We start from the raw sequence: 23,387 nt of genomic DNA, 5'->3' as shown, positions 1-23,387 counted from the left end.
GGGCATTATCGAGAAAGGAAAAATTCAGCAGTAATTGGAAAAAAGCCCAACAGGAAATCGCCAAACTCTATCAACGTATAGGCAACATTCGTCAGGACTTTATCAATAAAGTGGCTTTGGATCTGAGCAAAAAACACGCTGTGATCTATCGAGAAGACTTGAGAATATGACGGCAAGTGCGGCCGGAACGTTGAACAACCCTGGTCACAATGTAGCGCAGAAATCGGGTTTAAACCGAGCGATATTGGATCAGGCCAGGGGGAAGTTTTTCCAACGACTGCAGTGGAAGTGTGAGCAAAGAGGCGGAATCGTCATCAAGGTGGCGCCTCAGTACACTTCCCGCACTTGTCCGGTATGTGGGCATGAGTCAAAAGAGAACCGCAAGAGTCAGGCGAGTTTTAAATGTGTGGCTTGCGGTTATCGGAACAATGCCGACATAGTGGGAGCAAGAAATATAAAGGTGCGCGGGCAGCGCATGTCAGCCTGTGGGGAACTCGGCGAAGAAGGCCGAGCTCGAGTGAAGCGGCGGATGGAGTCAATCCATTGCGCGGGTCAGCAGCAGGAACCCATCGAAGTGATCATCGGCGAGAGCCGATGACACAGTAGGGAATCCTCGCCGTTCACAGCGGGGAGGATGCCAATCAGAAGGAGAGTTGAGTGAAGCGGCAACTTCCGAGGAATCCTCGGAAGTTCGAATCGAGGGAAATAGACCCGTAACCAGCAAGTTTAAAAAAATCTTGCTAGAAAGCCAACGCGCACACCTTTGACTTAATTCGAGGGAGCTCCAATCACAACCTACAACAAGTTGGAGAAGTTTGGCGCAGGAGGGAGCGAAGAGCCGCTTAATTTTTAAGAAGAGGTGTTGGTTGAGTCCAAGAATTTTGACTTCTGCAACACCCCCTTACTGGTGTTCAGCTCATTTCAGAAATGACTTTTTCAAGTTTTGCTGCAATATCGATCACTTTTCTGTCTTCCAGGCGCGCAGCTCCGACCGTTATACCGATCATGGCATGATTAGGCCTTTGCATAAGGGGTAATGCTACATAAGGTGCTCGACCGACTGCCCACCAAGGCGTAAAGCCTAAGCAGAGAATGGCCTCGGCATCAGCGACCTTAAGCGTATTTTCAATAGCTGCAGTGGCGTTACCGACGCCTTTTTCAAGGGCATTACGATAAACGGGATTTTCTAAATCCGGTGAAAATTGCAAAGCACCGAGCAGTCGATCAAAACCATAGGGGTGGTGCTGCGCGCGCATTTCATACATCTTTACCAAATCACGGAATGTGCCGGGCGTTTTCCCATTTCCGTATTTGGCCAGATATCGGTCAAAATCACCTTGAATTTCTGTTGAAGAAATCGCTCTGTAGTACGTTTCAATGCTCTTAGTTTGAACCTCTACAATTTCAATCTTATGCTTCTTAGCCTGTGCGATCAGTTTGTTTATCGCATTTCGTTCCTGATCATCAAAAGCCCGGTAATCAGGCACAGCAATAGCAAGGCGCAGAGGTTCTTTCCCTTCACCTAAGGCGGTGTGTAAGTCAAGGGACGTTGGGCAGACTTCGGTTGCTTCATCTTCCGGATCGGCTCCGGCCATCGCTTCCAGAAGTTTGGCTGCATCGGCCACAGAATGGGCCATGGCACCCGGTGTATCCAAAGAATGTGAGATAGGAATGACACCGTTTCGAGAGACGATTCCTACGCTGGGTTTGATTCCGACTATGCCGCAGGCAATCGAAGGAATCACAATACTGCCATGGGTTTCCGTTCCGATGGCACTGTGGCAGAACCCGGCAGCAACCGCAATGGCAGAACCGGAACTAGAACCTCCCGGAGACAAGGTGGGGTCGATAGGATTGATACCTTGTCCGCCGAGTTCGGAGTAGCCCGGAGGCATTTTGGAACTGAGATAGCCCGCCAACTCACTCATTGAAGTCTTTCCGAAAGGTAAGCCACCTTTTTCTCTGAGTTTTTTAACACAGAAGGCATCAACGGCCTTTAACTCCTTCAGTGCATAGCTACCGGATGTTGCTCGAAGACCGGAGACATCAATATTGTCCTTAACTAAAACGGGCCATTGAGCATCAAGAGGCGGTTCCCGCCATTGGCTCACAGCGTGAATGATGTGATTAAAGCGCCGAATACGTTCGTTGATAGTCGCAGGATTGGGTAATGTGCCTTTGTAGAGAAATTCCATGACAGGCTCCGGAAAGTCTTCAGTCACCGATCAGTTTGGCACGTTGTGTTAAAAGGTGCAATAGCCAATCTTGCTTAGAGTTTAAATTGTTCAGGCTTGACAACCTGACAGCCGAATCGTTTGGCTTTGCCTCGGGCTTTTAGAACCTTCTTGTCTTTGGAAATTAAATATTCTGCACCTGTTGCTCGGGAGAGATTGAAGAATTTGTTGTCATCCTTGTCACGACAAAAAAAATCCGTGCTTAACGGTTCACGGAACACGGCGTGAAGCTTGACCCATTCATGAAGCAATTGATCAATCTGACTGTCTCTTAATTGAAACATTGGGCGAGTGACCACGTCAGCAAATTCAAAAAAAGTATCCAAGTGGCCGATGGGCAGAATATTGTCGGTAGCAATAGCGTCTAACAGGGGTTGTACTTTGCTGTCTTTGAACAAAAGAATATCGAGGACGATATTGGTATCGAGGACACAATATCGACCGCTCAAAGAGCGCCCGAACGTTCGGGCGCCTTCGAGAAGATGAAGCAGTTTTTCTCGATCAACAGCCATCAGGGCAATAAATCCGCCACGGCACGGGCTTCGTTGATGAGTTCGTCCCGGGTAATTTCGAGGCGGCGACGAACTTCCTGAGTCATCGGCATATTGCTGATAATTTGATAGCGGGCTTCGCCCGGGCACAGACACGGGAAACCGAATACCAAACCTTCAGGAATGCCGTAGCTGCCGTCAGAGGGCACCGCCATTGTGCAGCATTTACCTTGGCTGCCTAAAATCCAGTCGCGCATATGATCAAGCGCAGCGCTTGCAGCAGATGCGGCCGAAGAGGCGCCGCGCGCCTTAATAATCTGACCGCCGCGGGTTGCCACATTTTTAATGAATTCTTCCTGCCATTGGGGATCGAATTGATCGGCCAAACGATGACCCTTGTAGCGCAGGAAGCGGATATCCGGATACATGGTATTGCTGTGATTGCCCCAGACAAAAACCTGTTCAATACCGCTCACAGGAGCTTCGAGTTTTTCGGCCACGCGTGCCATGGCACGATTTTGGTCAAGGCGCATCAATGCTGAAAAGCTTTCGCGCTTGAGATCCGGAGCATTGCGCATGGCGATGTAGGCATTGGTATTGCATGGATTGCCTACGACCAACACGCGGACATCACGAGAGGCTCGTTCGTTTAAGGCTCGTCCCTGACGTCGGAAGATTTCTCCGTTTGCGCGAAGCAGATCCGATCGATCCATTCCGTCTTTACGGGGTTGAGCACCGATTAAAAATACGCATTCCGCTCCGTCAAAAAGTTCCTTTTCATCAGTATGAGCACTCATTTCAGCGAGAAGTGGAAAGGCGCAGTCGGCCAATTCCATCATCGTGCCTTTAAGTCGCGATTGACTCTCAGGAGTGTTGCGAGCCAACAGTCTTAACTCAATCGGTTGCTGATGACCGAAAAGGTCGCCTGAAGCGATACGAAAAAGGATGGAGTAACCGATCGAACCGCACGGACCGGTAATAGCAATACGTATAGGACGAGTCATTTTTGCACCTGACAATATGTCTTTTCCCATTATTATAAAAAGATTTTCCTTGATGGATAAATATTTCTTATTAATCTTCTCGATTTCAATAAAAAATTATTGAAAAGTTTAAGACATTTGTAGGATTCTTTGCTGAGTGTAGAAACGCGGGACAAAGCGTGCGGACTCTATTACAATGCACCGAGTTAACACATATAGAGGCCTCTCATGTATAAAAAAATCGTTGTGGGACTGATCAGTGCGGCTATGGCCGGTTTGGTTTATGCCGCTCCTGATGAAGATGCAGAATTCAAAACTCCTGAAGAACTCGGTTGGGAGGCCGGAGTTGTAGCCCCCAGTCCTCTGGATCCTGAGTACATTGATCCGGAATTTAAGACTTTAGAAGAAGCAGAAAAAGCCAAGGCGATCGGTGAGGCTGAATTAAAACGTATTGAGAAGTTGCGCGCAGGTCACAACTATCTGTGTCAGAAAAAGATTTTTGTTAATGACTGCATTGATCGTGCCGAGGGAGTGCTTTTTAAGCGCTCACGTATCGCCAATAAATTGATTCGTCAGGCTGATCACCAAATCAGAATTTTTAAGGCTCAGGAGCGTCGGGCCAAAGCTGCGCAGGATACTCCCATGCCTGCTAAACGTGCTACGGTGAAAAACAACGACGATAAAGTGGCTAAACAAAACGCTAAAAAGGCTCAGGAAGGAGCCAACCAGGCAGCCTACGATGCCAAACTGCAGGCCCAGGAGGCTCGTCGCGCTCAGTTAGAAAAGGAAGCAGCCGAGCGTAAAGCCAAGCGTGAAGCCCGCCAAGCGGCCTATGAAGCCGAACGCCAGAAACGCGAACAGGCTCAAAAGATTCAGGAAGAACAAAATAAAAAAGGCGGACTCTTTTTTTAGTCCATGAACGAGCAATTTAGTAAAGCGATCAATTATGCCTTTTCGCCCGACGGTCCCTTGTGTAAAAAAATTGAGGGATTTAAAAGGCGCGAGAGTCAGCTGCAATTTGCGCGTGCCGTGGGTGAGGCAATCGATAATAAAAGCGTTGCCGTAGTTGAAGCGGGGACCGGTACCGGTAAGACCTTTGCGTATTTGGTGCCTGCCATTCTCTCACGATCGAAAACTATTGTCTCAACAGCCAGTAAAACCCTTCAGGACCAGCTCTTTACAAAGGACGTCGGTCGCATTTGTTCGGCTTTGGCTATTGATGCCGACGTGGCGGTCCTCAAAGGCCGCGCCAACTATATCTGCAAAGAGCGTTTAGAGCGTTTAGTGGATAACGGTCTTTTGCCCGAAGCCGACAGTTTCAAGCGTTTAAAAAAGATTCTGGATTTTGCCCGTGTGAGCACAAGCGGCGATAAAAACGAAATTGCGGGTATTCCGGAAAAAGATCCCCTTTGGCCTTGGGTCACAAGCACAAAAGATAATTGTTTGGGAAAGACCAAGTGTCCCCACTACGATGACTGCTTCCTCAACAGAGCTCGCGCCCGAGCCCGTGAAGCCGATATTGTCATTGTTAACCACCATCTTTTCATGGCCGATCTCAGTCTCAAAGATGACACCATGGCTGAGTTGTTGCCCGATGCCGACCTCATCATTCTTGATGAAGCCCATAAATTGCCCGATATCGGGATCGATTATTTTTCAGATATCTTCTCGCTTCGCGAGCTGCAGGATTTCTCTGAAGAAGGACGACTAATCGGCAAGGCCTACGCTGCCGGTGTGGCTCGTTGGGATGATCTCTTTTTTGAGATTAAGCGCGCCGCATTAAATGTTCATCAGACGATTCACAGAGGCTTGGGCGTCGAGCTTGAGACCGAGGTTGAAATTGCTTCTATCGAGGCTTTCTCAGAGACGATCAAAGAACCGTTGGATAAGCTCTCGGAGGCTGTCCAAGCAGTGTTGACGGCGTTTAAATCAGTCAGTGCTGCCAATGAAGACTGTGAGCTCTTTGCAGATCGGGCGACCGACTTATCCAAACGGCTTGATGACTGGCGCGTAACGCTTGCTAATCCCCAGGCGGTCAAAACCGTAGGCGGTGTGCCTTCGGTTCTCTGGATGCGTCTGACTGAACAAAATGTTCTGTTTTCCAATACCCCGTTATCCTTGGCAGAACCCTTTACCAAGGCTCGAGCCAAAATGAAAAATGCCTGGGTATTGACGAGCGCCACCATTTCCACCCGAAAAGACGATCTAACACCGGACTTTTCCTATTTCCTTGGAGAGTTGGGTCTAAGCTCTGATACAGCGACCTATACTTGGGAGAGCCCTTTTAATTTTGCTTATCAGGCCCGTTTTTATTTACCTAAGGGTTTGCCGGGTGTTTTTGACGATAACTTCTCGCATGAATTAGTGGAAGCGACTTGGCCGCTTTTGCAAAAAACTCAAGGTCGCGCATTCTTTCTTTGCACAAGTTTTCGATCCATGGAAGCTATTGCCAATGAGTTGCGCCTTCGCATGGGAGCAAACTTTACCTTATGTGTGCAGGGGGAGGCTCCGAAAAGTGAGTTGCTTGAACGCTTTAAGTCCAGCCCCAATGCCGTTTTAGTCGGTTCCATGAGCTTTTGGGAAGGCGTGGATATGAAGGGCGACGCACTGCAGCTTGTGGTGATCGACAAAATGCCTTTTGCTCAGTTTGATACACCGGTAGCCCGAGCTAAAAAAGATTGGATTACCCAACAGGGGAAAAATCCTTTTATGAATTATCAACTGCCTGAAATGATTACGACCTTAAGGCAGGGGGTGGGGCGACTGATTCGCAGCGAAAATGATTTTGGCGTCATTGTCTTCGGTGACAACCGCCTTTTACAAAAGCGCTACGGTCGTGTGGTTTTAGAGAGTTTGCCTGCGATGATTCGCACTCAAGAGTTCGCACGAGTGTACTCTTTCCTTGATAATCCCGATGAGGCTTATTGATGGCAACTCGTACGCAATATGGAAAAACCTGGTGGGGTAAAGCTTGGTTAAATGCCCTCAGTGCCTGTGACTATACCAATCGTTTGCCTCGCGGTAAGACTTATTGCAATAGCGGTCATGTTCTCGATGTCAATCTCAATGCCCAAACTCATGAAATAGAAGCTGTGGTGCAGGGCAGTGTCTATCCGTATGACATCCGAATCAAACTACCGACATTTACCGAAACTCAGATTCAGACACTCATTGAGACGCTCAAAAAACGAGAAGATTTATTGGCGAGACTTTTCGACAAAGAATTGCCGCCTGAAATAAACGACATATGCCTGTCTTTGGGACTGAAGCTTTTCCCGTCATCGAGTCGTGATATCGAAATGGATTGCAGTTGCCCCGATCGGGCCATTCCCTGCAAACATATCGCTGCGGTCATCTATTGGCTTTCTCGCCAAATCGATAAGGATCCTTTTTTGATTTTTGCGCTTCATGGTCTTTATTTGCTCGATGCGCTGCAGGCTGAAGGACTCGAAGTGAAGGAGGTGACCGAGGATCGACCGACCACGCTTCATGCGCTCTCGGCCATTGTCAATGATATGGAGCTTGTGCAGTGCAGCGGGGACTTTAAGTTAACGAGTCTGCCGTTGACGCCATTGCCAGTCATCGGGAAAAAGATATTTTCTCTGCTGCCCGAGCACTTTTCGCTCTCCAATGAAAAGAATTTCGGAGCGAAGCTCTTGGAGCTTATTCGCAGAAATGATCAGAAGACCCGACGTCTTTTCTTTTTGACAGAATTGTCAAGCCCCTCAGAGCGATCACAGACATATTTAAAGCAGATTGAAGAGGAAATTTCGGGCTTCAACAAAAAGCGCTTTCATTTCGCAATCGACAAAAGAAATCTTAGAGACTTTGCTCTTACCGATGAATCCGGTAAAACTCTTAAAAAAGACGATGCACTGCGTTTAATCAGTGCCCTAATCGGTTTACCGGAAACGCTCGCGCGTCAGTGGCTTACGCCCGAACTTTATGCCTTAAGGGTTCTTTTTCTCGCTACCGACCGTCTTTACCGATCTCAAGCACTTATCCCTGTCGCTGTCGTCTCGCCCGATCTCGAGGATTGTTGGCCGCAGATTTACTGGATGCCTGCGATTCGCTATTCGCAAATCGGACTCGCCTTTGCGCAAATCTGTAGAGCGTTTGATTCGGTCGTTGACGATCTGTTTCGGCTTGATTGCATCGAGTGCACAACGCAAATTCAAAAAATTTATTTGGGCGTGACACTTGCCTTGACGTTTTGGCATCGCTTGCTGTCATCAGATTTTTCTGAGAGCGATGGCGGTGTGCTCTTTACCTCACCTTCGAGCAGAGAGTTGTCAGCCGATGTGAAGCCCGCTTTTGCCAATGAATATGCCCGGTACCTTCGTATTTTGAATTTGACGTTTAATTTCCCTTGGAAACCTATCGTCAGTCTGACACGCTCTCGTGATAAGGCAATCAATGTGCATTTTTGCATTAAAGCGAAAGACTCTAAAGCGAGGCCCGTTGATCTCAAGCTTTTAATGAAAGATGAGCGTTACGGGAAAGAGCGTTTTGCAGCACTCAATGTTTTAAATACTTTAAAGTCGATTGATTCGCTCTTCGGTGATTTAGTCGAATCAAAAAACAAGATAGTGACACTTGCCTCAGATCAATTGAAGGATTTTCTTTTTGAGATTGCTCCTGTTTTGACGCTTTTGGGGATTTCACTGTCGATGCCCGCTTCGCTTAAAAAACTTCTCAGACCAAGGCTCACGGCTTCAATCTCTTCGAATTCTTCATCAAAGTCATTCTTTAGCAAAGCGGCTCTTACGGATTTTGACTTTAAGCTCGCGATCGGTGATCAACCGATAACTGAAGATGAGCTTGCCCGTCTTTTGCAACACGTAGGTGAAGTGATTGAATGGGGTGATCAATACATTTACGTGGATCCGGAAGAAATTGAGCGCTATCGGGAAAAATTGGAAAATCCTCCGAAAGCGACGATGCTCCAGAAAATGCGGGCAGTCCTGACCGGTGAGACCGATGGTATCAAAGTGAATGTCGCCGAGACTATCAAACGGGAGCTTGAGACCATTCGCTCTGTTGACCGCGTGGATTTACCCGCGACACTTTGTGCCGAATTGCGCCCTTATCAGAAGCGAGGCTATGAATGGCTGATGAAAAACATCCGCTTTGGCCTCGGTTCACTCATTGCCGACGATATGGGGTTGGGTAAAACGCTTCAAGTCATCGCCTGCATCACTCGGCTGAAAGAAGAGGGTAACCTAGCTGATAAAAAGGTACTTGTCGTTGTGCCCACGACCCTTTTGACCAACTGGGAGCGTGAAATCGCTAAATTCTCTCCTACGTTGCGCGTGGCGGTGTACCATGGTGCGAACCGAGAGATGCCGGCAACCGACACTTTTGATGTGCTGATCACATCCTATGGTCTGGTGCGGCGCGATCTTGATCAATTGGCCGCTCTTTCACTCAAGCTTTTGGTGGTTGATGAAGCGCAGGCTGTGAAAAATCACCTCACCACGCTTGCGCGTTCGCTTTCATTGCTTAAAGCCGATGAGGTGATTGCCATGAGCGGTACGCCGGTTGAAAACCATCTGATGGAGTACTGGTCTATTTTTTCTTTGGTTCAGCCGGGACTCTTGGGAAGTGAACGGGATTTTAAACGTACTTTTGCTACGCCTATTGAATCTGAGCGCGATCCCCAAGTCATTGAGGCTTTCAAAGCACTGACCGCTCCTTTTATGTTGAGACGCCTTAAAACGGATAAGAGCATCATTAACGATTTGCCCGAGCGCATTGTAAACGATCAGTTTGTGACGCTTACGCCCGAGCAGGCAGTCCTCTACCAAAAGACCCTTAATGCCGCGATGAAGCGACTAGAGAAAATTGATGCGGAGGCAAAAGCCGACGGTAGTGACTTACGCATGCAAAAACGAGCGGCCGTTTTAAAACTCATCACTTCCTTAAAGCAAATCTGCAATTCGCCTTCTCAATATTTAAAAACAGAGGGTGGAACTCCCGATTCCGGTAAAGCGGCTTTGCTCTTTGAGCTCTTGGAACAAAATTTTGACTCCGGTCGTAAAGTGTTGATCTTTACCCAATATCGGGAAATGGGTGATCGACTGAAAAAATGGATCACTGATGCGTTGGACGAAAAGGTACTCTTTATAAACGGCTCGGTGCCCGTGAAAAAGCGAATGCAGATGGTCGATGACTTTCAAACGGATCCTACTGTGCGCGTAATGGTCCTATCGCTTAAAGCAGCGGGAACGGGGCTTAATCTCACGGCGGCTTCGAGCGTGATTCATTACGATTTGTGGTGGAATCCTGCGGTTGAAGCCCAGGCAACGGATCGTGCCTATCGAATCGGACAGAAAAACGATGTATTGGTTTATCGATTTGTGACAGCCGGGACTTTTGAGGAACGCATCAACGACATGCTCGCCTCGAAAAGGGAGTTGGCAGAGTTAACCGTCAATGCGGGCGAAACTTGGGTAGGGGATTTGAGTACCGGAGAGCTCAAGAAACTTTTTGCTCTGGATAAATGAGGTACAAAAAAAGACTGCTCCTTTAAAAATCTCAGAGCAGTCTTTTGACTGAATCGCAAAAGCAATTAGCGTTCGCGATTCTGATTGAGTTCCAGAACGCGGTTAACGTCGTTTTCCAAATCCGTTACGCCCATTTCACGATAGCAATCACGGATCAATTCCAGAGCATCGTCAGAGTAAGGCGTTTGCTGGAAGGTACGCACCACGTTTTGAGCGCGTTCAATGGCCGCCACATACGCATGACGTTCGTAGTAGAAGCGGGCAATGTTGTATTCATGGTGAGCCTGAGACAGGACCAATTCATGCATACGGCGACGGGCTTCATGAGCATAACGAGACTGCGGGAAGCGCTCGACCAATTCCTTTAAGGTGTCAAAAGCGGTTTGGGCAGCATCGGCATCGCGCTCGTAAATATCCTGAGTAAGAAGGCTCGTAAAAATCGTGTTGCGCTGATTAAGCGTAGCCAGAGCCTTTAAATACAGGACATAGTCGCTGTTGGCATGATTGGGGTATTGACGCAGGAAGCGGTCACAGGCTTGCACGCACTGAGCGGCGTCACCGTCACGCCAGTAGGCGTATGCGCTTTCGATCTGTGCCTGTTGAGCATAACGACCGAAAGGATAACGGCTTTCCAATTTTGTGTAATAATCTTGCGCCCGAGTCCAGTCGCTGTCGGATGCTGCGGTGCGAGCTTCTTCGTAAAGACGCTGAGCATCCCAGCCTTGGGTAATATCTGTTTCGATTTTCGTGCAACCTGCGCCCAGTGCTGCGACAGCGGCAGCAAGAACAAGAGTTGCCGCGCGGGTGCGCAATTGATGTAAAGTTAATGCCATTGATGTGACTCTAGAGTAATGCGGTCAATCGATTCACGGATTATAACGATCAGACCGCCTCAGACTCAAGTAATTTGTTAAGGAAGTATATGTCGGTTACGACTGATGAAGCGTTAAATTTTGTTGTTGAGGACGAATTTTCAGGCGAACGCCTCGATAAAGTACTGGCTCGTTTGATGCCGTCGGTTTCGCGCGCACGTTTGCAAACCTGGATAGAGCAGGGAGCGGTGGCAGTTAATGGTATTACTGTTGAGAAAATTCGTGCTAAGGTCGCTGCGGGTGATGAAATCGAAGTGATGGAGCAGCCCAGTCCCGAGGAGCTTGCTTTTAAACCCGTAGCGATGAATTTGGACATTGTCTACGAAGACGATGAAATTTTGGTGGTCAATAAACCCGCCGGGCTTGTTGTTCACCCGGCAGCTGGGCATTGGGATGACACGCTTTTAAACGGGTTACTCGCCAGAAATCCCGAATTAAAAACTTTACCCAGGGCCGGTATTGTTCACCGCTTGGATCGTGATACTACCGGGCTCATGGTCGTGGCAAAAACGCTTGAATCTCAGACCGATTTGATCCGACAGCTTCAGGCACGAACCGTTAAACGTGAATATTGGGCGATTGTGCATGGCCAGGCACCTGAGGCCGGTTTCATTGAAGAGCCTATTATGCGCGATCCGCGCTCTCCCATGCGCTTTTGTGTGGGTAACGGCCCCCGAGCTAAAGAAGCAAAGACTCATGTGCGATGTGTTGACGTGGGTAATGTGCCGGGCGTCGGTCAAACCCCTTTGACAGTAAGTTGGGTAGCTTGCCGCCTGGATACCGGTCGCACTCATCAAATTCGTGTTCATATGCAGTGGGCGGGTCTGCCATTGGTTGGCGATCCCGTCTATAAAGGTAAAATGGGAAAGTTGCCTGCGGATTGTCCTTTGACGATAATGAAGCGCCAGGCGCTTCATGCCTCCCGTTTGGGATTGGTTCACCCGAAAACAAAAGAAAATATGCAGTGGTTTGTGCCCGCTCCGCAAGATTTAACAGAACTCATGGAATCGGTCGGTTTCGGACCGACCGATGAGCCGGTGACAGTTTTTGAGAAATAGGATGAAAAATGATTGATGATACGACTAAGCCAGCCTTGGCGATCTTACAGCCTGATTGGAAAGAGATTTGCCCGACAAATGTTGATGCCTTGATGACGCTTCGTTCGGGCGGCGTCTCCTCAGGCCCCTTCGGTGATAAAGACGGTATCGGAGGTTTTAACGTCGGACTTTACACCGGAGATGTCGGCTTTTGCATCAAAATGAATCGCAACCTGGCGGCGCAATTGGTGCCGTCAGACCCGAAGTGGCTCAAACAAGTCCACGGCGTCAAAGTGGTCGATGCTGAAACGGCTGCCCCCGAAGAAGAGGCCGATGCGAGTACCGCGATTACGCCCAATACCGTTTGTGTGGTACAGGTAGCCGACTGTTTACCGGTTTTGATTACCGAAAAAGGCGGTCAAGCCGTTGCAGCCGTTCACTGCGGATGGAGAAGTCTTGCGGGCGGTATTCTTCAGAAAACCATTGAGCGTCTTCGTGAGCGCTTGAATAATCCTGATGCCCAATTTATCGCTTGGCTCGGACCCAGAATCGGTGATGAGGACTTCGAAACGGGTGACGATGTGCTTGAAGCGATGAAAAAGACGATCGAGGGCGCTGAAGTGGCCTTTAAGTCACAGGAAAACGGAAAGTATCTCTGTTCGCTCACAACGCTTGCTCGTATGGCTTTGTTGCAAGTCGGTGTGGATCAAGTGGTTGAGGCCAATCACAGCACCTATGCCAATCCCGAGCTCTTTTACAGTTTCCGCCGCGATCAAACGACGGGTCGCCACGCGGCCATGATTTGGATTAAAGGTTGATTATGCAGAGAAATCCCCGAATCGGTGTGGTCTCCATGGGCTGCCCCAAGGCCCTGGTGGATTCCGAGCGCATCATGACTCAGCTTCGTGCCGAGGGTTACGATATTGTGGGCTCGTACGCCGACGCCGATCTTGTGATTGTCAATACGTGCGGTTTTTTAAATGAAGCCGTAGCTGAAAGCGTCGAGGCCATCAATGAAGCGATGCGGGAAAACGGACGGGTGATCGTGACGGGGTGTTTAGGTGCGAAAAAGCATCTTGACGGCACGGCCTATCTTGATGATGTCTGCCCCGATGTGTTGGGGGTGACAGGCCCAGGGGAATTCGATAAGGTCTACGGGTTGGTTCATCGCTATTTGCCTCAACCGCATAGCCCCTATCTCGATTTGGTGCCCAAGGCCGGGCTGAAGTTAACGCCTCCTCACTATGCCTATCTGAAAATCAGTGAAGGCTGCAACCATAAATGCGCTTTTTGCATTATTCCTCAATTGCGAGGGAAGTTAGTCAGTCGCCCGATCGGAGAAGTCCTGCATGAGGCAGAGTTGCTCAGAGAGTCCGGCGTGCGCGAACTCATGGTCATCAGTCAGGACACGTCCGCCTACGGTGTTGATCTGCGCTACAAGATTGACTTCACGGACGAAGGTAAGGCACTTCGAACCCGTCTTTTCGATCTTGCGCGAGAATTGGGCGATATGGGAATGTGGATTCGTCTGCACTATGTTTACCCCTATCCGGCTGTCGATGAAGTGGTTGAATTGATGGCCGACGGTAAGATCCTTCCCTATCTGGATATCCCGTTTCAGCATGCCCATCCACGGGTATTAAAGGCGATGAAACGGCCCGCTGCAACCGAAAAGACTTTGGAGAGAATTCAAGCCTGGCGAAAGATTTGTCCGGATCTGACGATTCGCTCGACATTTATTGCGGGGTTCCCTGGCGAGACAGAAGAAGAATTTCATTATTTGCTCGACTTTTTGAAAGAGGCACAACTCGATCGCGTGGGGTGCTTCGCTTATTCACCCATTGAAGGAGCACCGGCCAATGACTTGCCCGGTGCATTGCCCGATGAAGTCCGTGAAGAACGCCGTGAGCGCTTCATGCAGGTGCAGTCTGAAATTTCTGAAGCCCGAATGGCCAAAAAAATTGGCACTGTTCAGAAAGTCATTATTGATGAGCCCGAGGATGAGGACGGTGTGGCAATCGGCCGCACAATGGCCGATGCCCCTGAAATCGACGGCATTATTTATGTCACAACGGATGCTCACCTCAATCCCGGGGATATTGTCGATGTGCGGGTAACGGCTAATCAGGAGTATGACTTGATCGGTCGTCATGTGATTCAATAATAAGAGGACAAGGGATGCGAATCAAACTGTTTTTTAAGCGTGCTTTTTTCGCAGCCCTTGCTGTCTTTATTCTTGTTGAGGGGTACTACATCGGTCAGGTGCTATGGTACAGTGTGGCCCCTATCGAAACCTCAGCCTATATCGAAAGTGAACGTGAGCGGTTGGGCTCGGTTCAGTTTCGTCCGGTGCTTTTGAGAAATATTTCTACCGATATGGTTCGGGCAACCGTTGCTGCCGAAGATGTACGTTTTATGGAGCACTTCGGTATTGAATGGGAGGCTACCGGTGAAGCCTTCGTTAATAATGTGATAGAAGGTGAGCGAGCACCGGGAGGCTCGACCATCACGCAGCAGACGGTCAAAAATCTTTTTTTAACCCATGAAAAAAGCTATTTGAGAAAGTTCCAGGAGATGATACTGGCGCTTGTTATGGAAGCAACCTGGTCTAAAGGTCGAATCCTTCAAACCTACCTCAATATTGCTGAATTCGGGGAGGGGGTGTTCGGTGTAGAGGCGGCTGCCCGTCACTACTACGGAGTGAGCGCAAGACGGTTGTCTCATTGGCAAAGCGTTTGGCTTGCGGCCATTTTATCTAACCCGCGATATTACGAAAAACACGGTTCAACCCGATGGCTTCGTCATCGCATCGATGTGATTGAAGGGTCCATGCGCGAGCCGCAATTTGCAAGCATCAATAACCGTATGCGTTAATCGGCTTTTCTTTCAGCGATACGTTTTTTTAACCAGTAATAAGCTAACGATCCGTAAACGGCGGCCTGAAGAAGGTTGCAGCCGATTTGTGGGAGAATGTCAATTAATGCGGCTCCTTCCTGACTGGCAAATACAATGGCCTGACATCCCGGGGTAGTCGGTATCATCCAGGCAAAAGGCAGGGTCCAAGTCGCAAAGTTTTCCATCGGAAAGACAAGTCCTGAAAGGAACACACTCGGGGCTGAAGCCAGCACTAAGCCTGCCGCATAGCGGTTGGTATTCATCCATAAAGCCAGAAATATGGCTAAGGCACAAAGCGCTAACGTGAAGGCAATAATCGCCACAACGGTTGCAAGGGGATTGATAAGTGTCGGCATGGTCAAGATCGACAACCCCATCCCCTCAATAAAAAAGGACCAGAACAGTGATATCACCCAGAAAGCCAGTGCTACAGGAATAAAGGCTTTGACGGATGACATGGCTTGAGTAAAGAAAGGCGTTTGCTTAGCTTCGGCTAACCATCCTCCTAAAGCGATTCCGATGCCGAAAAGCATCACAGCCTGAACAATCACAATACCCACAACCGGTACCGTGTAGTAACCGTAACCCGAGATGTTGTTAAAAAGGTCTTGAGAGGAGAAGGCCGAAGGACTCATGGCCATTTTTTTGACAAGGATCGGATTAAGTCCTTGTCCAACCAATCGGGAAGCCGCCTGAGTAATATTTTCTTCGGCTGTAATGGCAAGAACTGATGCCGTTACAGCCCGGCCTTTAACGGGGAGTGCCCCGTTACTGAAAACCGTCACCACAGTTTGTTCGCCTCTTAAAATATCACGGGAGAAGTTCTCTGCGATTGTGATGATGACATCCACATCAGAATGTTTAAAGGCAGCTTTAGCGACTTCGAGATCACTTGTTTGCAAAACGGCATTTACCGATGGGGCTGATTTCAAGCGTTCGGTGAAATTCTGCGACAGGCGGCTTTGGTCCATATCCACAATCGCCGTCGGGATTTTGACAATGACCTGATTGTCATAGGGCAGAGCGTAGAAAACGAGGTAAAAGAGCGAAGCAATCGCAAAGATCATGAAGCTGTCGTGAGACAGGACAGATCGCCGTATGGTTTCAAGAAAAACTTTCCATGCGCTCATAGTGCCTCCCCGGATTCAAGTCGGCACTCATCCGTTACGCGTTTTTTAAAGAGGGCATAACCCGCCCCGAACCAAACCAGGGCAAAAATCGCAATTTTTCCAAGCGTATATAGTGAGTGACCGAGGGGCGCCGCCACAATCCATTGCTCACCCTGAAATTGAAAATAATGAGTCAAGGGAAACGTCATCGCCAACCACTGAACGGGCTCAGCCATGGAGTCAAGCGGATAGGAAAAGCCTGTGTAGGGGAAGATCGGTGCAATATAACCGACGGTACAACTTAAAACAATCACCCAGCCCAAAGGCATGAAAACACCGATGAGAAACATGGGTAGCAGCGTCATGACAGCCATGAAAAAGGCGAGTCCCAAAAGCCACAGAAGAAGCGAGCCTTGTACCCACCAGCCTAAGTATCCGGTCATGACGGCAACATAAATGAATCCGTAGAGTGTGTAGAGCATCCACCAGGGAAGGGCTTTACCGAGAAAAGCAATTAGGGGACTGCCTCCTGCGATATTGATCCAATCATGCACGTTTTTGTCTCGCCACTCAGCCAACAGGCGGCTGCCTACTGCCAAAGCCAAAGCCAGGTGAAGAATACCGGGAATCAGTGTTGGCAAAATGTATGCTTGGAAATTAAAAGCAATGTTACCCAGGGTAATGGAGTGAACGGTCACAAGCGATGTCGCTCTTTTTGCCTGTTCGCTATTGAGTCCTGCGGTTTGAGCCAGGCGCTCTAATTTTTGCATCTGATCGGCAAGCAGTGTCTGCTTGATATCCAATTCCAACGTCGTGGCAATCGCGTAGAGCGTTTTAGGAAAATACAGTTCAAGACTGGCAGCCTGCGGTGTGCCGCTTCGATCAAGCCAATTAGGGGGAATGACGAGGTAGGCATAAATATCGGCACGTTTGACTGCGTCAGAAGCTTCAAGAGGCGTTGTGTAAGAGAAAAGTTTTACCGAGGGCAGCGCATCAAGCTTTATTTCAAGTTCAATTGATTCGGGTTGGTGATCAAGATTAACAACACCCACCGGAACATCACGAATCAGGCCGTTACCGAAGAGTCCCGCAATGAGCACGCACCAAATCACGGGCATGACGATAAACATCGCGATATCCCAAGGTCGGGAAAGAACTGTTTGAACCTCCCGAATCACAGAAGCTTTGAGCGCAGCCATGTTAGTCATGAAAAACTCTTAGCGTTCGACAATCACACTCATACCGGGACGAAGGTTCGTAACCGGATTGACAGGCCGGGCTCGAACTTCAAAAGTTCTCAAGTCATAGCCGCTTGATTGACGGGTCGCGCGCCATGTGGCGTAATCTCCTCTGGGGTTGATGAAATACACCTTAAATTCCACATTTTGAGCATTCAAGGCCGGAATCTGTGCTTTAAACACGGCCCCTTTTGTAATTTGCGGCATATCGTCTTCGCGGATATTGAAAACTGCCCATTGATCCGACAGATCCACAAGCGTAGCAAGGGGCAGGCCCGCCGCGGCAATTTCGCCTGCTTCAACATAGATGCGTGAGACTTCGCTTGCTAAGGGAGCCGTGACGTTTTTCTCTTTGACGAGACTTTCAACCTGATCGACACCGCCTGCGGCTTGAGCGCTTAGAGCACCGGCAGCTTCTTTTTCCTGAGTACGGGCACCTGTTTTAGCAATATCGTACTGTTCGCTTGCAGCAGCGAAAAGTTCATCAGCACTTTTTTTCTGCGCCAAGGCTTCGTCGTGCTTTTGTTTTGAAATCAGTCCCTCACGATAAAGTGCATGCACTCGGGTATAGGTCTTTTGCGCGAGTTCTTTACCGGCTTGGGCACGCTGCATTTGCGCTTTAGCTGCACGAATTTCCTGAGGACGGGCCCCCTCATCAACCAGATCTTTTTTGGCGGCTGCGGCCGTTTGCAAAGCGCGAACTTCTCGCAGTTTGGCTTCGACCTCCGGAATGTCGAGTGTCATCAAAAGCTGGCCGGCTGTCACATTGTCGCCTTCGCGGATTTCAAGCGTTTGCACTCGTCCGGTTACTTTAGCAGCGACATCAACTGTTTTGGCTTGCATAACGCCATATAAAGGCTCTTTGGCCGGATGTGTCCCCATCCAAAATCCGACACCGACAAACAGGGCGCAGATCACAGCGGCGCCTGTAGCCAAAACCGGTTTATTGATTTTTTTCTTGTTTATTTCCGTCATTGTTCAATCACCGTTATATCAGGACGGGAAAAAGTATCCATGAAGTCAAGCATGGAACCGCTTGCCGCATGCAACAGACTGAAGGCGACGACAAAGCGATAGGCAGCCACGCGGCTTGCAACCTCTGCAGCGATTAATTTATTTCTCGCATCATTGACATCGTCGACCGTGGACAATCCCTCATTAAAAGACTTTTCCCTTAGTCTCACATTTTCTTTAGCCAATTCAATCGAGCTTGCGCTCAGGCGATACTGTTCGAGAGCCTGATTGCTCTTTAGCCAAGCCACTTCAACAATTTTGTTGATTTCATTTCTGGCCTGACTCTGAGCGGCACGAGCTTTGTTGACCAAGGCTTGTGCGCCGCCAACCCTGGCCGAGCGGTCACGGTTGTCCCAAAGCGTAAAGGAAACGCCGATCCCGGCAATCCAATCGGGTTCGGGCAATGTCAGGTAGTGCTTGATCATGTTGTAGTGCCCGAAGAGATAGAGCTGCGGGTGGTAGGTACTTTTTGCAGCCTGCACCCCCATTCGGGCCTGTTCGTGCTGCGCATCGAGCGCTTTTAAAATAGGATTATTGGCTAGAGCCCGATCCTGCCAGTATGAGAGCGTTTTTAAGTCTTTGCTGACAAACATCGGCGTATCCAATCGCCCGACAGACTCTTCGCGTAAAAGATCGGCTAATTCTGTTTCAGCAACTTTACGGTCGGTTTGAGAACCGATATATTCACGCTCGGCAGCATCCCGATTGACCTGGGCACTCATGCGCTCGATTTTTGCGATCATTCCTGCCTTTTCGAAGCGTTTTGCACGATTGAGGTCCCGTTCAGATTGTTTGAACAGATCAGCACGCAGCTTTTCAACACTTCGGGCTAACTGCACTCCGAAATACTTCTGCACCAAAAGCGTGTCGAGCTCGTCCTGAGTTTTTTCGTGCGAGGCACGGGCTTGGCGAAGGGCTGCCTCAGAGGCTTTTTGTTGAGCAGAAATGGCCCCGCCCGTGTAAATCGGCCACATCATATCAATCGAAGCACGAGGCCCCGAGATATCTTCTTCAAGATCGATTTTGAATTTATTTTGACCGAGCATCTCAGACAATCCCGGTATCGGCAAAGCCTGCCCGATCATTCCCGAAGCACCGGCCAACGGATTATCAAAGGCCATATGGATGTCTTTACGGCCTTCAATCTGTTGAGCGTTCAGACTGATTTTGGGTCCCCTCAACGATCGGGATTCCTTGACCTGCTGTTGTTTTTGGTCAATATCGGCCTGACTCATTTTGAGCGTATCAGCCCGCTGCGTCATGAGCGCACGCGCCTGATGAAAACTCACGCCGGAGGCTTGAGTGCTCAAGGGGAGAAAAATTGCACAAAGCGCAGCCGCTAAATAAATCTTTTTCATTTTTAATAAATTTGTAGCAGTTGATCTATTTTAGACTCAACTGCGTCGAAATCAGGTCAAATTGTCGGAGTTTTTTGAGTCCAATGCTTTAACAAAGCCTCTTAAATAGGCCAACCTTGCCTCAATGGTCGGTGTTGAGGTTTCGATTTTAAGTTTGGTGGGCCCCATCATCCGCATATTTCTGCTCTTTTGCATGAGTTCGATCAACCGCATCGGTTCAAAGAGAGGCTTTGCGGCAAAAGTGATGATCATCACGGATTCTGTTGCCTCAATGCGCTCGATTCCTAAGTGCTGACAATAAAGTCTCAGTCGGTGAGTTTCAATGAGGGTATTGGCTTCAACCGGCAACTTTCCGTAGCGGTCCCCCAATGCTTCACGAACGGTTTCAATGGCATTAAACGATTCACAACTGGCCAGCTCCTTGTAAAAGGACAAACGTTGGTGGACGTCTTCGACGTAGTCAGAAGGCAAAAGTGCAGGGGCGTGCAAGTTGATTTCCGCCATTGCTTGAAAGGGGGCATCCAAATCAAAAGACTCATTGTTGCGCATGCTTTTAACAGCTCGGCGAAGCATTTGGTTATAGAGGTCGTAGCCCACGGAGGCAATTTCGCCAGACTGGTGTTCGCCCAGTACTTCACCGGCACCGCGAATTTCAAGGTCATGCATCGACAGGTAAAAGCCGCTGCCCAAGTCCTGCAGATTTTGAATGGCTTCAAGCCGTTTTTGAGCATTTTGTGTGAGAGCATCTTTGCCGGGCGTCAACAAATAGGCATAAGCCTGGTGATGACTTCGGCCCACGCGTCCTCTTAATTGATGCAGTTGTGCCAAACCGAATTTGTCAGCTCTGTGCATGATGATTGTGTTCGCACTTGGCACATCGATTCCGGTTTCGATAATGGTTGTGCACAGCAGCACGTTGTAGCGCTGATGATAAAAATCGCGCATGACCGACTCCAGTTCACGCTCATTCATTTGACCATGCCCTACGACAATGCGGGCCTCCGGAATGAGTTGTGCGAGCTGCTCACGACGGTTTTCAATCGTTGCGACATCATTGTGAAGAAAATAGACCTGACCGCCACGTTTTAACTCACGCATCACGGCTTCACGGATTACTTCAGGAGTCTCTTTTCTCACAATTGTCTTAATCGACAGACGCTTTTCAGGAGCAGTGGCGATAACGGAGAATGAGCGAATGCCTTCCAGACTCATGGCAAGGGTTCTGGGAATTGGGGTCGCAGTCAGTGTTAAAACGTCCACTTCTGCACGAAGTTTTTTTAATACTTCTTTTTGTCTTACGCCGAACCGGTGTTCTTCATCAATCACAACTAAGCCGAGTCTGGCAAATTTCACTTTCTCAGATAAGAGCTTATGAGTGCCTACAACAATGTCGATGGTTCCTTTTTCAAGACCTTCGATGACTTGGGCACTTTGTTTTGCACTTCTAAAGCGAGAAAGTTCTGCTACGGTCACAGGCCAAACCGAGAACCGGTCCTTAAACGTATGAGCGTGCTGTTCGGCTAAAAGCGTTGTGGGGCAAAGGATGGCAACCTGTTTGCCGCCCATGACGGCTGCAAAAGCTGCTCGAAGAGCTACCTCTGTTTTTCCGAAACCGACATCACCGCACACGAGTCGATCCATCGGCTTATCGGCCTTCATATCATCGAGCACGGCTTCAATGGCGGCTTGTTGGTCAGCGGTTTCTTCAAACGGGAAACTTTCGGCAAAGGCTTCATAGTCTGCCCTTGAGAACTGAAATGCATGACCGTGACTTTTTTCTCGAAGCGCGTATAAATTGAGAAGCTCGGCAGCCGTATCGCGAACTTTTTCGGCAGCTTTCTTTTTGGCCTTTTCCCAATCGTTTTTGCCTAAATGGTGAAGCGGAGCGTGTTCGGCATCGCTTCCCGAGTAACGCGATATAAGCTGCAGTTGAGCCACCGGCACAAAGAGTTTTGCATCATTGGCATAGTCTAAACGCAGGAACTCCTCTTTCCCATTGGCCGTTTCAATGGTTTGTAATCCGGCATAACGGCCGATACCATGAGTGATATGAACCACGGGGTCGCCGATTTTGAGCTCAGCGAGGTCCCGAATCATCATGTCGACGTTCGTCGTGTGGGCGTGACGCCGCAATGTCCGGCGAGGAGCCTGTGCATAAAGCTCGGTTTCCGTTAAAAGGGTAATTCCCTCAAGGCTTAACCCTTCGATTAACGGACCCACGGTAATCATGACGGGATCTGAGTCTTTGACAAACGAATCGAACGATTCCGTATAGGCAATCTTTAATCCGTTTCGGTCAAAAAGCTGCGCCATCGTCTCTCGACGACCGGCACTCGGGGCCATGATCAGCACTCGGTGATGACGAGTTTTTTCCTCATCAATGAGACGCTCTAAATTCTCAAGCGGACGTTCCGCTTTTCTGTCCACCAAGACTCTTGTCGGTTTGTCGGCCGGATCGATTTTCCCCTGAAAGCGAACGAATTGTTTGAGTTGGATAAAAAATCCCTCAGAATTCAAATAAAGACTGTCAGGTGGCAACACAGGCCGTTCGGGATCGGCTTTCAAAAACCGGTATCTGTCCTGCGTTTCCTGCATAAAGCGATTAAGCGCCGCTTCATTGTCACCTAGCAGTCCGATGAGTGTGTTATCGGCATTGAGGTAGTCAAAAAAAGTTGTCCGTTCTTCAAAAAAGAGGGGCAGGTAATATTCAATTCCGGCATTGATGATGCCGTGGCTTAAGTCCTTATAGAGAATGGCTTTGGTGGGGTCTCCCGGAAAATTTTCCCGCCATCTGGCACGAAATTGAACGAGAGATTCGGCATCAACCGGGAATTCCCGCCCGGGAAGCACTCTTACTTCATCAACGGTTTCAAGAGATCGTTGAGTATCCGGATCAAATGAACGGATAGAATCGATCTCGGTATCAAAAAGATCGAGGCGGAAGGGGCTAGAAGCGCCCATCGGAAAAATATCTATGAGGCTACCACGAACACTGAATTCTCCCGGAGCGACGACTTGACTGACGTGCTGATAACCGGCACTGACGAGCCGCTCGCGCAAGGTGGCCGCATTGATCTCTTCGCCTTTTTTAAAGAAAAAGACACGGCCCGATAAATAACTCTTGGGGGCAATCGTTTGTGCGGCTGTCGTGCAGGTGAGCAAAATCACATCGATTTTGTCATGTTTTTCCTCACGGTGAGTGAGGTTAAAGAGTATTTCCATGCGCTCGCTCACCAAATCCTGATGGGGACTTACGAGGTCATAGGGCAGTGTTTCCCAGTCAGGGAAATAGGTGACTTTTAATTCGGGCGCAAAGTAACTGATATCGTCTCGAAGTCGTAAGCATTGAGCGGCATTATCGGCGATCAGAACAAAAAGTTTACCTTCCTCGTGCACTTGTTGAGCTGCCAGCGCTAGCCATAAGGCATCGGCTCCGGTTGTGCCGAGATTGAGGGTTCTTTTGGCTTTAACCGTTATATGTGAAAGGTCTTTTTTGATTCTGTCACGTAAATTTTCAAACATTTGCGCCTCTTTCAGTAGGTGGGTAATTATCGCTTTTTTTCGTCTTCTTAGTAGGATATCAGTAACGTTTTTTCTGTCATTTCCAATTACCAATTGCTCGTATACAATCCATCGGCAAATAAGAGGTG

General features: G+C 48.9%; 18 protein-coding genes. 9 read left to right on the top strand and 9 right to left on the bottom strand.

The window, feature by feature from the left end:
- Positions 1–170, top strand: a 170-nt coding sequence (locus H5985_RS09640; RefSeq protein ID WP_205049963.1) for a transposase, incomplete at its 5' end; no start/stop codon positions are given.
- Positions 167–598, top strand: coding sequence for an RNA-guided endonuclease InsQ/TnpB family protein (locus H5985_RS03660; protein ID WP_205049956.1), 432 nt, complete (start codon positions 167–169; stop codon positions 596–598). The genes H5985_RS09640 and H5985_RS03660, both read left to right, overlap by 4 nt.
- A 313-nt stretch (positions 599–911) precedes the next feature.
- Here H5985_RS03660 and H5985_RS03655 read toward each other — a convergent pair whose 3' ends face one another.
- From H5985_RS03655 to H5985_RS03645, 3 genes are all read right to left on the bottom strand, one after another.
- Complete coding sequence (locus tag H5985_RS03655) at positions 912–2,195, bottom strand: amidase family protein (protein WP_205049955.1); 1,284 nt, start codon at positions 2,193–2,195, stop codon at positions 912–914.
- A gap of 74 nt (positions 2,196–2,269) precedes the next feature.
- Complete coding sequence (locus H5985_RS03650) at positions 2,270–2,746, bottom strand: putative toxin-antitoxin system toxin component, PIN family (protein WP_205049954.1); 477 nt, start codon at positions 2,744–2,746, stop codon at positions 2,270–2,272.
- A complete protein-coding gene (locus H5985_RS03645) occupies positions 2,746–3,729 on the bottom strand; it encodes a malate dehydrogenase (protein ID WP_205049953.1) in 984 nt (327 codons plus the stop codon). Before H5985_RS03645 ends, H5985_RS03650 begins: the two co-directional genes overlap by 1 nt.
- 207 nt (positions 3,730–3,936) lie before the next feature.
- Here H5985_RS03645 and H5985_RS03640 point away from each other — a divergent pair, with 207 nt between their 5' ends.
- Genes H5985_RS03640 through H5985_RS03630 form a run of 3 tightly spaced genes read left to right on the top strand, consistent with a single transcriptional unit; the run spans position 3,937 to position 10,214 of the window.
- On the top strand, positions 3,937–4,620 hold the full coding sequence (locus H5985_RS03640) for a hypothetical protein (protein ID WP_205049952.1): 684 nt from the start codon (positions 3,937–3,939) through the stop codon (positions 4,618–4,620).
- A gap of 3 nt (positions 4,621–4,623) precedes the next feature.
- Positions 4,624–6,636 carry a DNA repair helicase YoaA gene (locus tag H5985_RS03635; protein WP_205049951.1) on the top strand — a complete coding sequence of 671 codons (2,013 nt, stop codon included), beginning with the start codon at positions 4,624–4,626 and terminating at the stop codon, positions 6,634–6,636.
- Positions 6,636–10,214, top strand: a complete 3,579-nt coding sequence (locus H5985_RS03630; protein ID WP_205049950.1) for an SNF2-related protein — start codon at positions 6,636–6,638, stop codon at positions 10,212–10,214. The genes H5985_RS03635 and H5985_RS03630 overlap by 1 nt, the downstream gene beginning before the upstream one ends.
- A gap of 65 nt (positions 10,215–10,279) precedes the next feature.
- Here H5985_RS03630 and H5985_RS03625 read toward each other — a convergent pair whose 3' ends face one another.
- Complete coding sequence (locus H5985_RS03625; RefSeq protein WP_205049949.1) at positions 10,280–11,047, bottom strand: outer membrane protein assembly factor BamD; 768 nt, start codon at positions 11,045–11,047, stop codon at positions 10,280–10,282.
- Positions 11,048–11,136: 89 nt separating this feature from the next.
- Between H5985_RS03625 and H5985_RS03620 the strand changes: the two genes are divergently transcribed.
- The 4 genes from H5985_RS03620 to mtgA are packed head-to-tail and all read left to right on the top strand — an operon-like array spanning position 11,137 to position 14,997.
- Positions 11,137–12,144, top strand: a complete 1,008-nt coding sequence (locus H5985_RS03620; protein ID WP_205049948.1) for an RluA family pseudouridine synthase — start codon at positions 11,137–11,139, stop codon at positions 12,142–12,144.
- Between the two features lie 8 nt (positions 12,145–12,152).
- Entirely contained in the window at positions 12,153–12,941 is a 789-nt protein-coding gene (pgeF, locus tag H5985_RS03615) for a peptidoglycan editing factor PgeF (protein WP_205049947.1), read from the top strand.
- 2 nt (positions 12,942–12,943) lie between these two features.
- On the top strand, positions 12,944–14,287 hold the full coding sequence (gene rimO / locus H5985_RS03610) for a 30S ribosomal protein S12 methylthiotransferase RimO (protein ID WP_205049946.1): 1,344 nt from the start codon (positions 12,944–12,946) through the stop codon (positions 14,285–14,287).
- Positions 14,288–14,301: 14 nt separating this feature from the next.
- Positions 14,302–14,997: a monofunctional biosynthetic peptidoglycan transglycosylase gene (gene mtgA / locus H5985_RS03605; RefSeq protein WP_205049945.1), complete on the top strand. Its 696-nt coding sequence runs from the start codon at positions 14,302–14,304 to the stop codon at positions 14,995–14,997.
- Here mtgA and H5985_RS03600 read toward each other — a convergent pair.
- The 5 genes from H5985_RS03600 to mfd are packed head-to-tail and all read right to left on the bottom strand — an operon-like array spanning position 14,994 to position 23,259.
- Positions 14,994–16,148 (bottom strand): ABC transporter permease, encoded by a 1,155-nt coding sequence (locus H5985_RS03600; RefSeq protein ID WP_205049944.1) that lies wholly within the window; start codon positions 16,146–16,148, stop codon positions 14,994–14,996. The two genes, mtgA and H5985_RS03600, sit on opposite strands and share 4 nt — an antisense overlap.
- Positions 16,145–17,335, bottom strand: coding sequence for an ABC transporter permease (locus tag H5985_RS03595; RefSeq protein WP_205049943.1), 1,191 nt, complete (start codon positions 17,333–17,335; stop codon positions 16,145–16,147). Before H5985_RS03595 ends, H5985_RS03600 begins: the two co-directional genes overlap by 4 nt.
- Positions 17,336–17,344: 9 nt before the next feature.
- Positions 17,345–18,340, bottom strand: a complete 996-nt coding sequence (locus H5985_RS03590) for an HlyD family secretion protein (protein ID WP_205049942.1) — start codon at positions 18,338–18,340, stop codon at positions 17,345–17,347.
- A complete protein-coding gene (locus H5985_RS03585; RefSeq protein WP_205049941.1) occupies positions 18,337–19,737 on the bottom strand; it encodes a TolC family protein in 1,401 nt (466 codons plus the stop codon). The genes H5985_RS03590 and H5985_RS03585 overlap by 4 nt, the downstream gene beginning before the upstream one ends.
- 51 nt (positions 19,738–19,788) lie before the next feature.
- Positions 19,789–23,259 (bottom strand): transcription-repair coupling factor, encoded by a 3,471-nt coding sequence (gene mfd, locus H5985_RS03580; protein WP_205049940.1) that lies wholly within the window; start codon positions 23,257–23,259, stop codon positions 19,789–19,791.
- Positions 23,260–23,387 lie beyond the last annotated feature (128 nt).

The organism is Parasutterella secunda (assembly GCF_016901835.1).
Classification (GTDB): Bacteria; Pseudomonadota; Gammaproteobacteria; order Burkholderiales; family Burkholderiaceae_F; genus Aphodousia; species Aphodousia faecavium.
The sequence above is the reverse complement of the archived record's forward strand: the minus strand, read 5'-3'. Positions and strand labels throughout refer to the sequence as shown.

Excerpts from the sequence above, each read along its gene's own strand:
- H5985_RS03660 (WP_205049956.1), top strand. The coding sequence starts at position 167 with ATGACGGCAAGTGCGGCCGGAACGTTGAACAACCCTGGTCACAATGTA.
- H5985_RS03655 (WP_205049955.1), bottom strand. The coding sequence starts at position 2,195 with ATGGAATTTCTCTACAAAGGCACATTACCCAATCCTGCGACTATCAAC.
- H5985_RS03650 (WP_205049954.1), bottom strand. The coding sequence starts at position 2,746 with ATGGCTGTTGATCGAGAAAAACTGCTTCATCTTCTCGAAGGCGCCCGA.
- H5985_RS03645 (WP_205049953.1), bottom strand. The coding sequence starts at position 3,729 with ATGACTCGTCCTATACGTATTGCTATTACCGGTCCGTGCGGTTCGATC.
- H5985_RS03640 (WP_205049952.1), top strand. The coding sequence starts at position 3,937 with ATGTATAAAAAAATCGTTGTGGGACTGATCAGTGCGGCTATGGCCGGT.
- H5985_RS03635 (WP_205049951.1), top strand. The coding sequence starts at position 4,624 with ATGAACGAGCAATTTAGTAAAGCGATCAATTATGCCTTTTCGCCCGAC.
- H5985_RS03630 (WP_205049950.1), top strand. The coding sequence starts at position 6,636 with ATGGCAACTCGTACGCAATATGGAAAAACCTGGTGGGGTAAAGCTTGG.
- H5985_RS03625 (WP_205049949.1), bottom strand. The coding sequence starts at position 11,047 with ATGGCATTAACTTTACATCAATTGCGCACCCGCGCGGCAACTCTTGTT.
- H5985_RS03620 (WP_205049948.1), top strand. The coding sequence starts at position 11,137 with ATGTCGGTTACGACTGATGAAGCGTTAAATTTTGTTGTTGAGGACGAA.
- pgeF (WP_205049947.1), top strand. The coding sequence starts at position 12,153 with ATGATTGATGATACGACTAAGCCAGCCTTGGCGATCTTACAGCCTGAT.
- rimO (WP_205049946.1), top strand. The coding sequence starts at position 12,944 with ATGCAGAGAAATCCCCGAATCGGTGTGGTCTCCATGGGCTGCCCCAAG.
- mtgA (WP_205049945.1), top strand. The coding sequence starts at position 14,302 with ATGCGAATCAAACTGTTTTTTAAGCGTGCTTTTTTCGCAGCCCTTGCT.
- H5985_RS03600 (WP_205049944.1), bottom strand. The coding sequence starts at position 16,148 with ATGAGCGCATGGAAAGTTTTTCTTGAAACCATACGGCGATCTGTCCTG.
- H5985_RS03595 (WP_205049943.1), bottom strand. The coding sequence starts at position 17,335 with ATGACTAACATGGCTGCGCTCAAAGCTTCTGTGATTCGGGAGGTTCAA.
- H5985_RS03590 (WP_205049942.1), bottom strand. The coding sequence starts at position 18,340 with ATGACGGAAATAAACAAGAAAAAAATCAATAAACCGGTTTTGGCTACA.
- H5985_RS03585 (WP_205049941.1), bottom strand. The coding sequence starts at position 19,737 with ATGAAAAAGATTTATTTAGCGGCTGCGCTTTGTGCAATTTTTCTCCCC.
- mfd (WP_205049940.1), bottom strand. The coding sequence starts at position 23,259 with ATGTTTGAAAATTTACGTGACAGAATCAAAAAAGACCTTTCACATATA.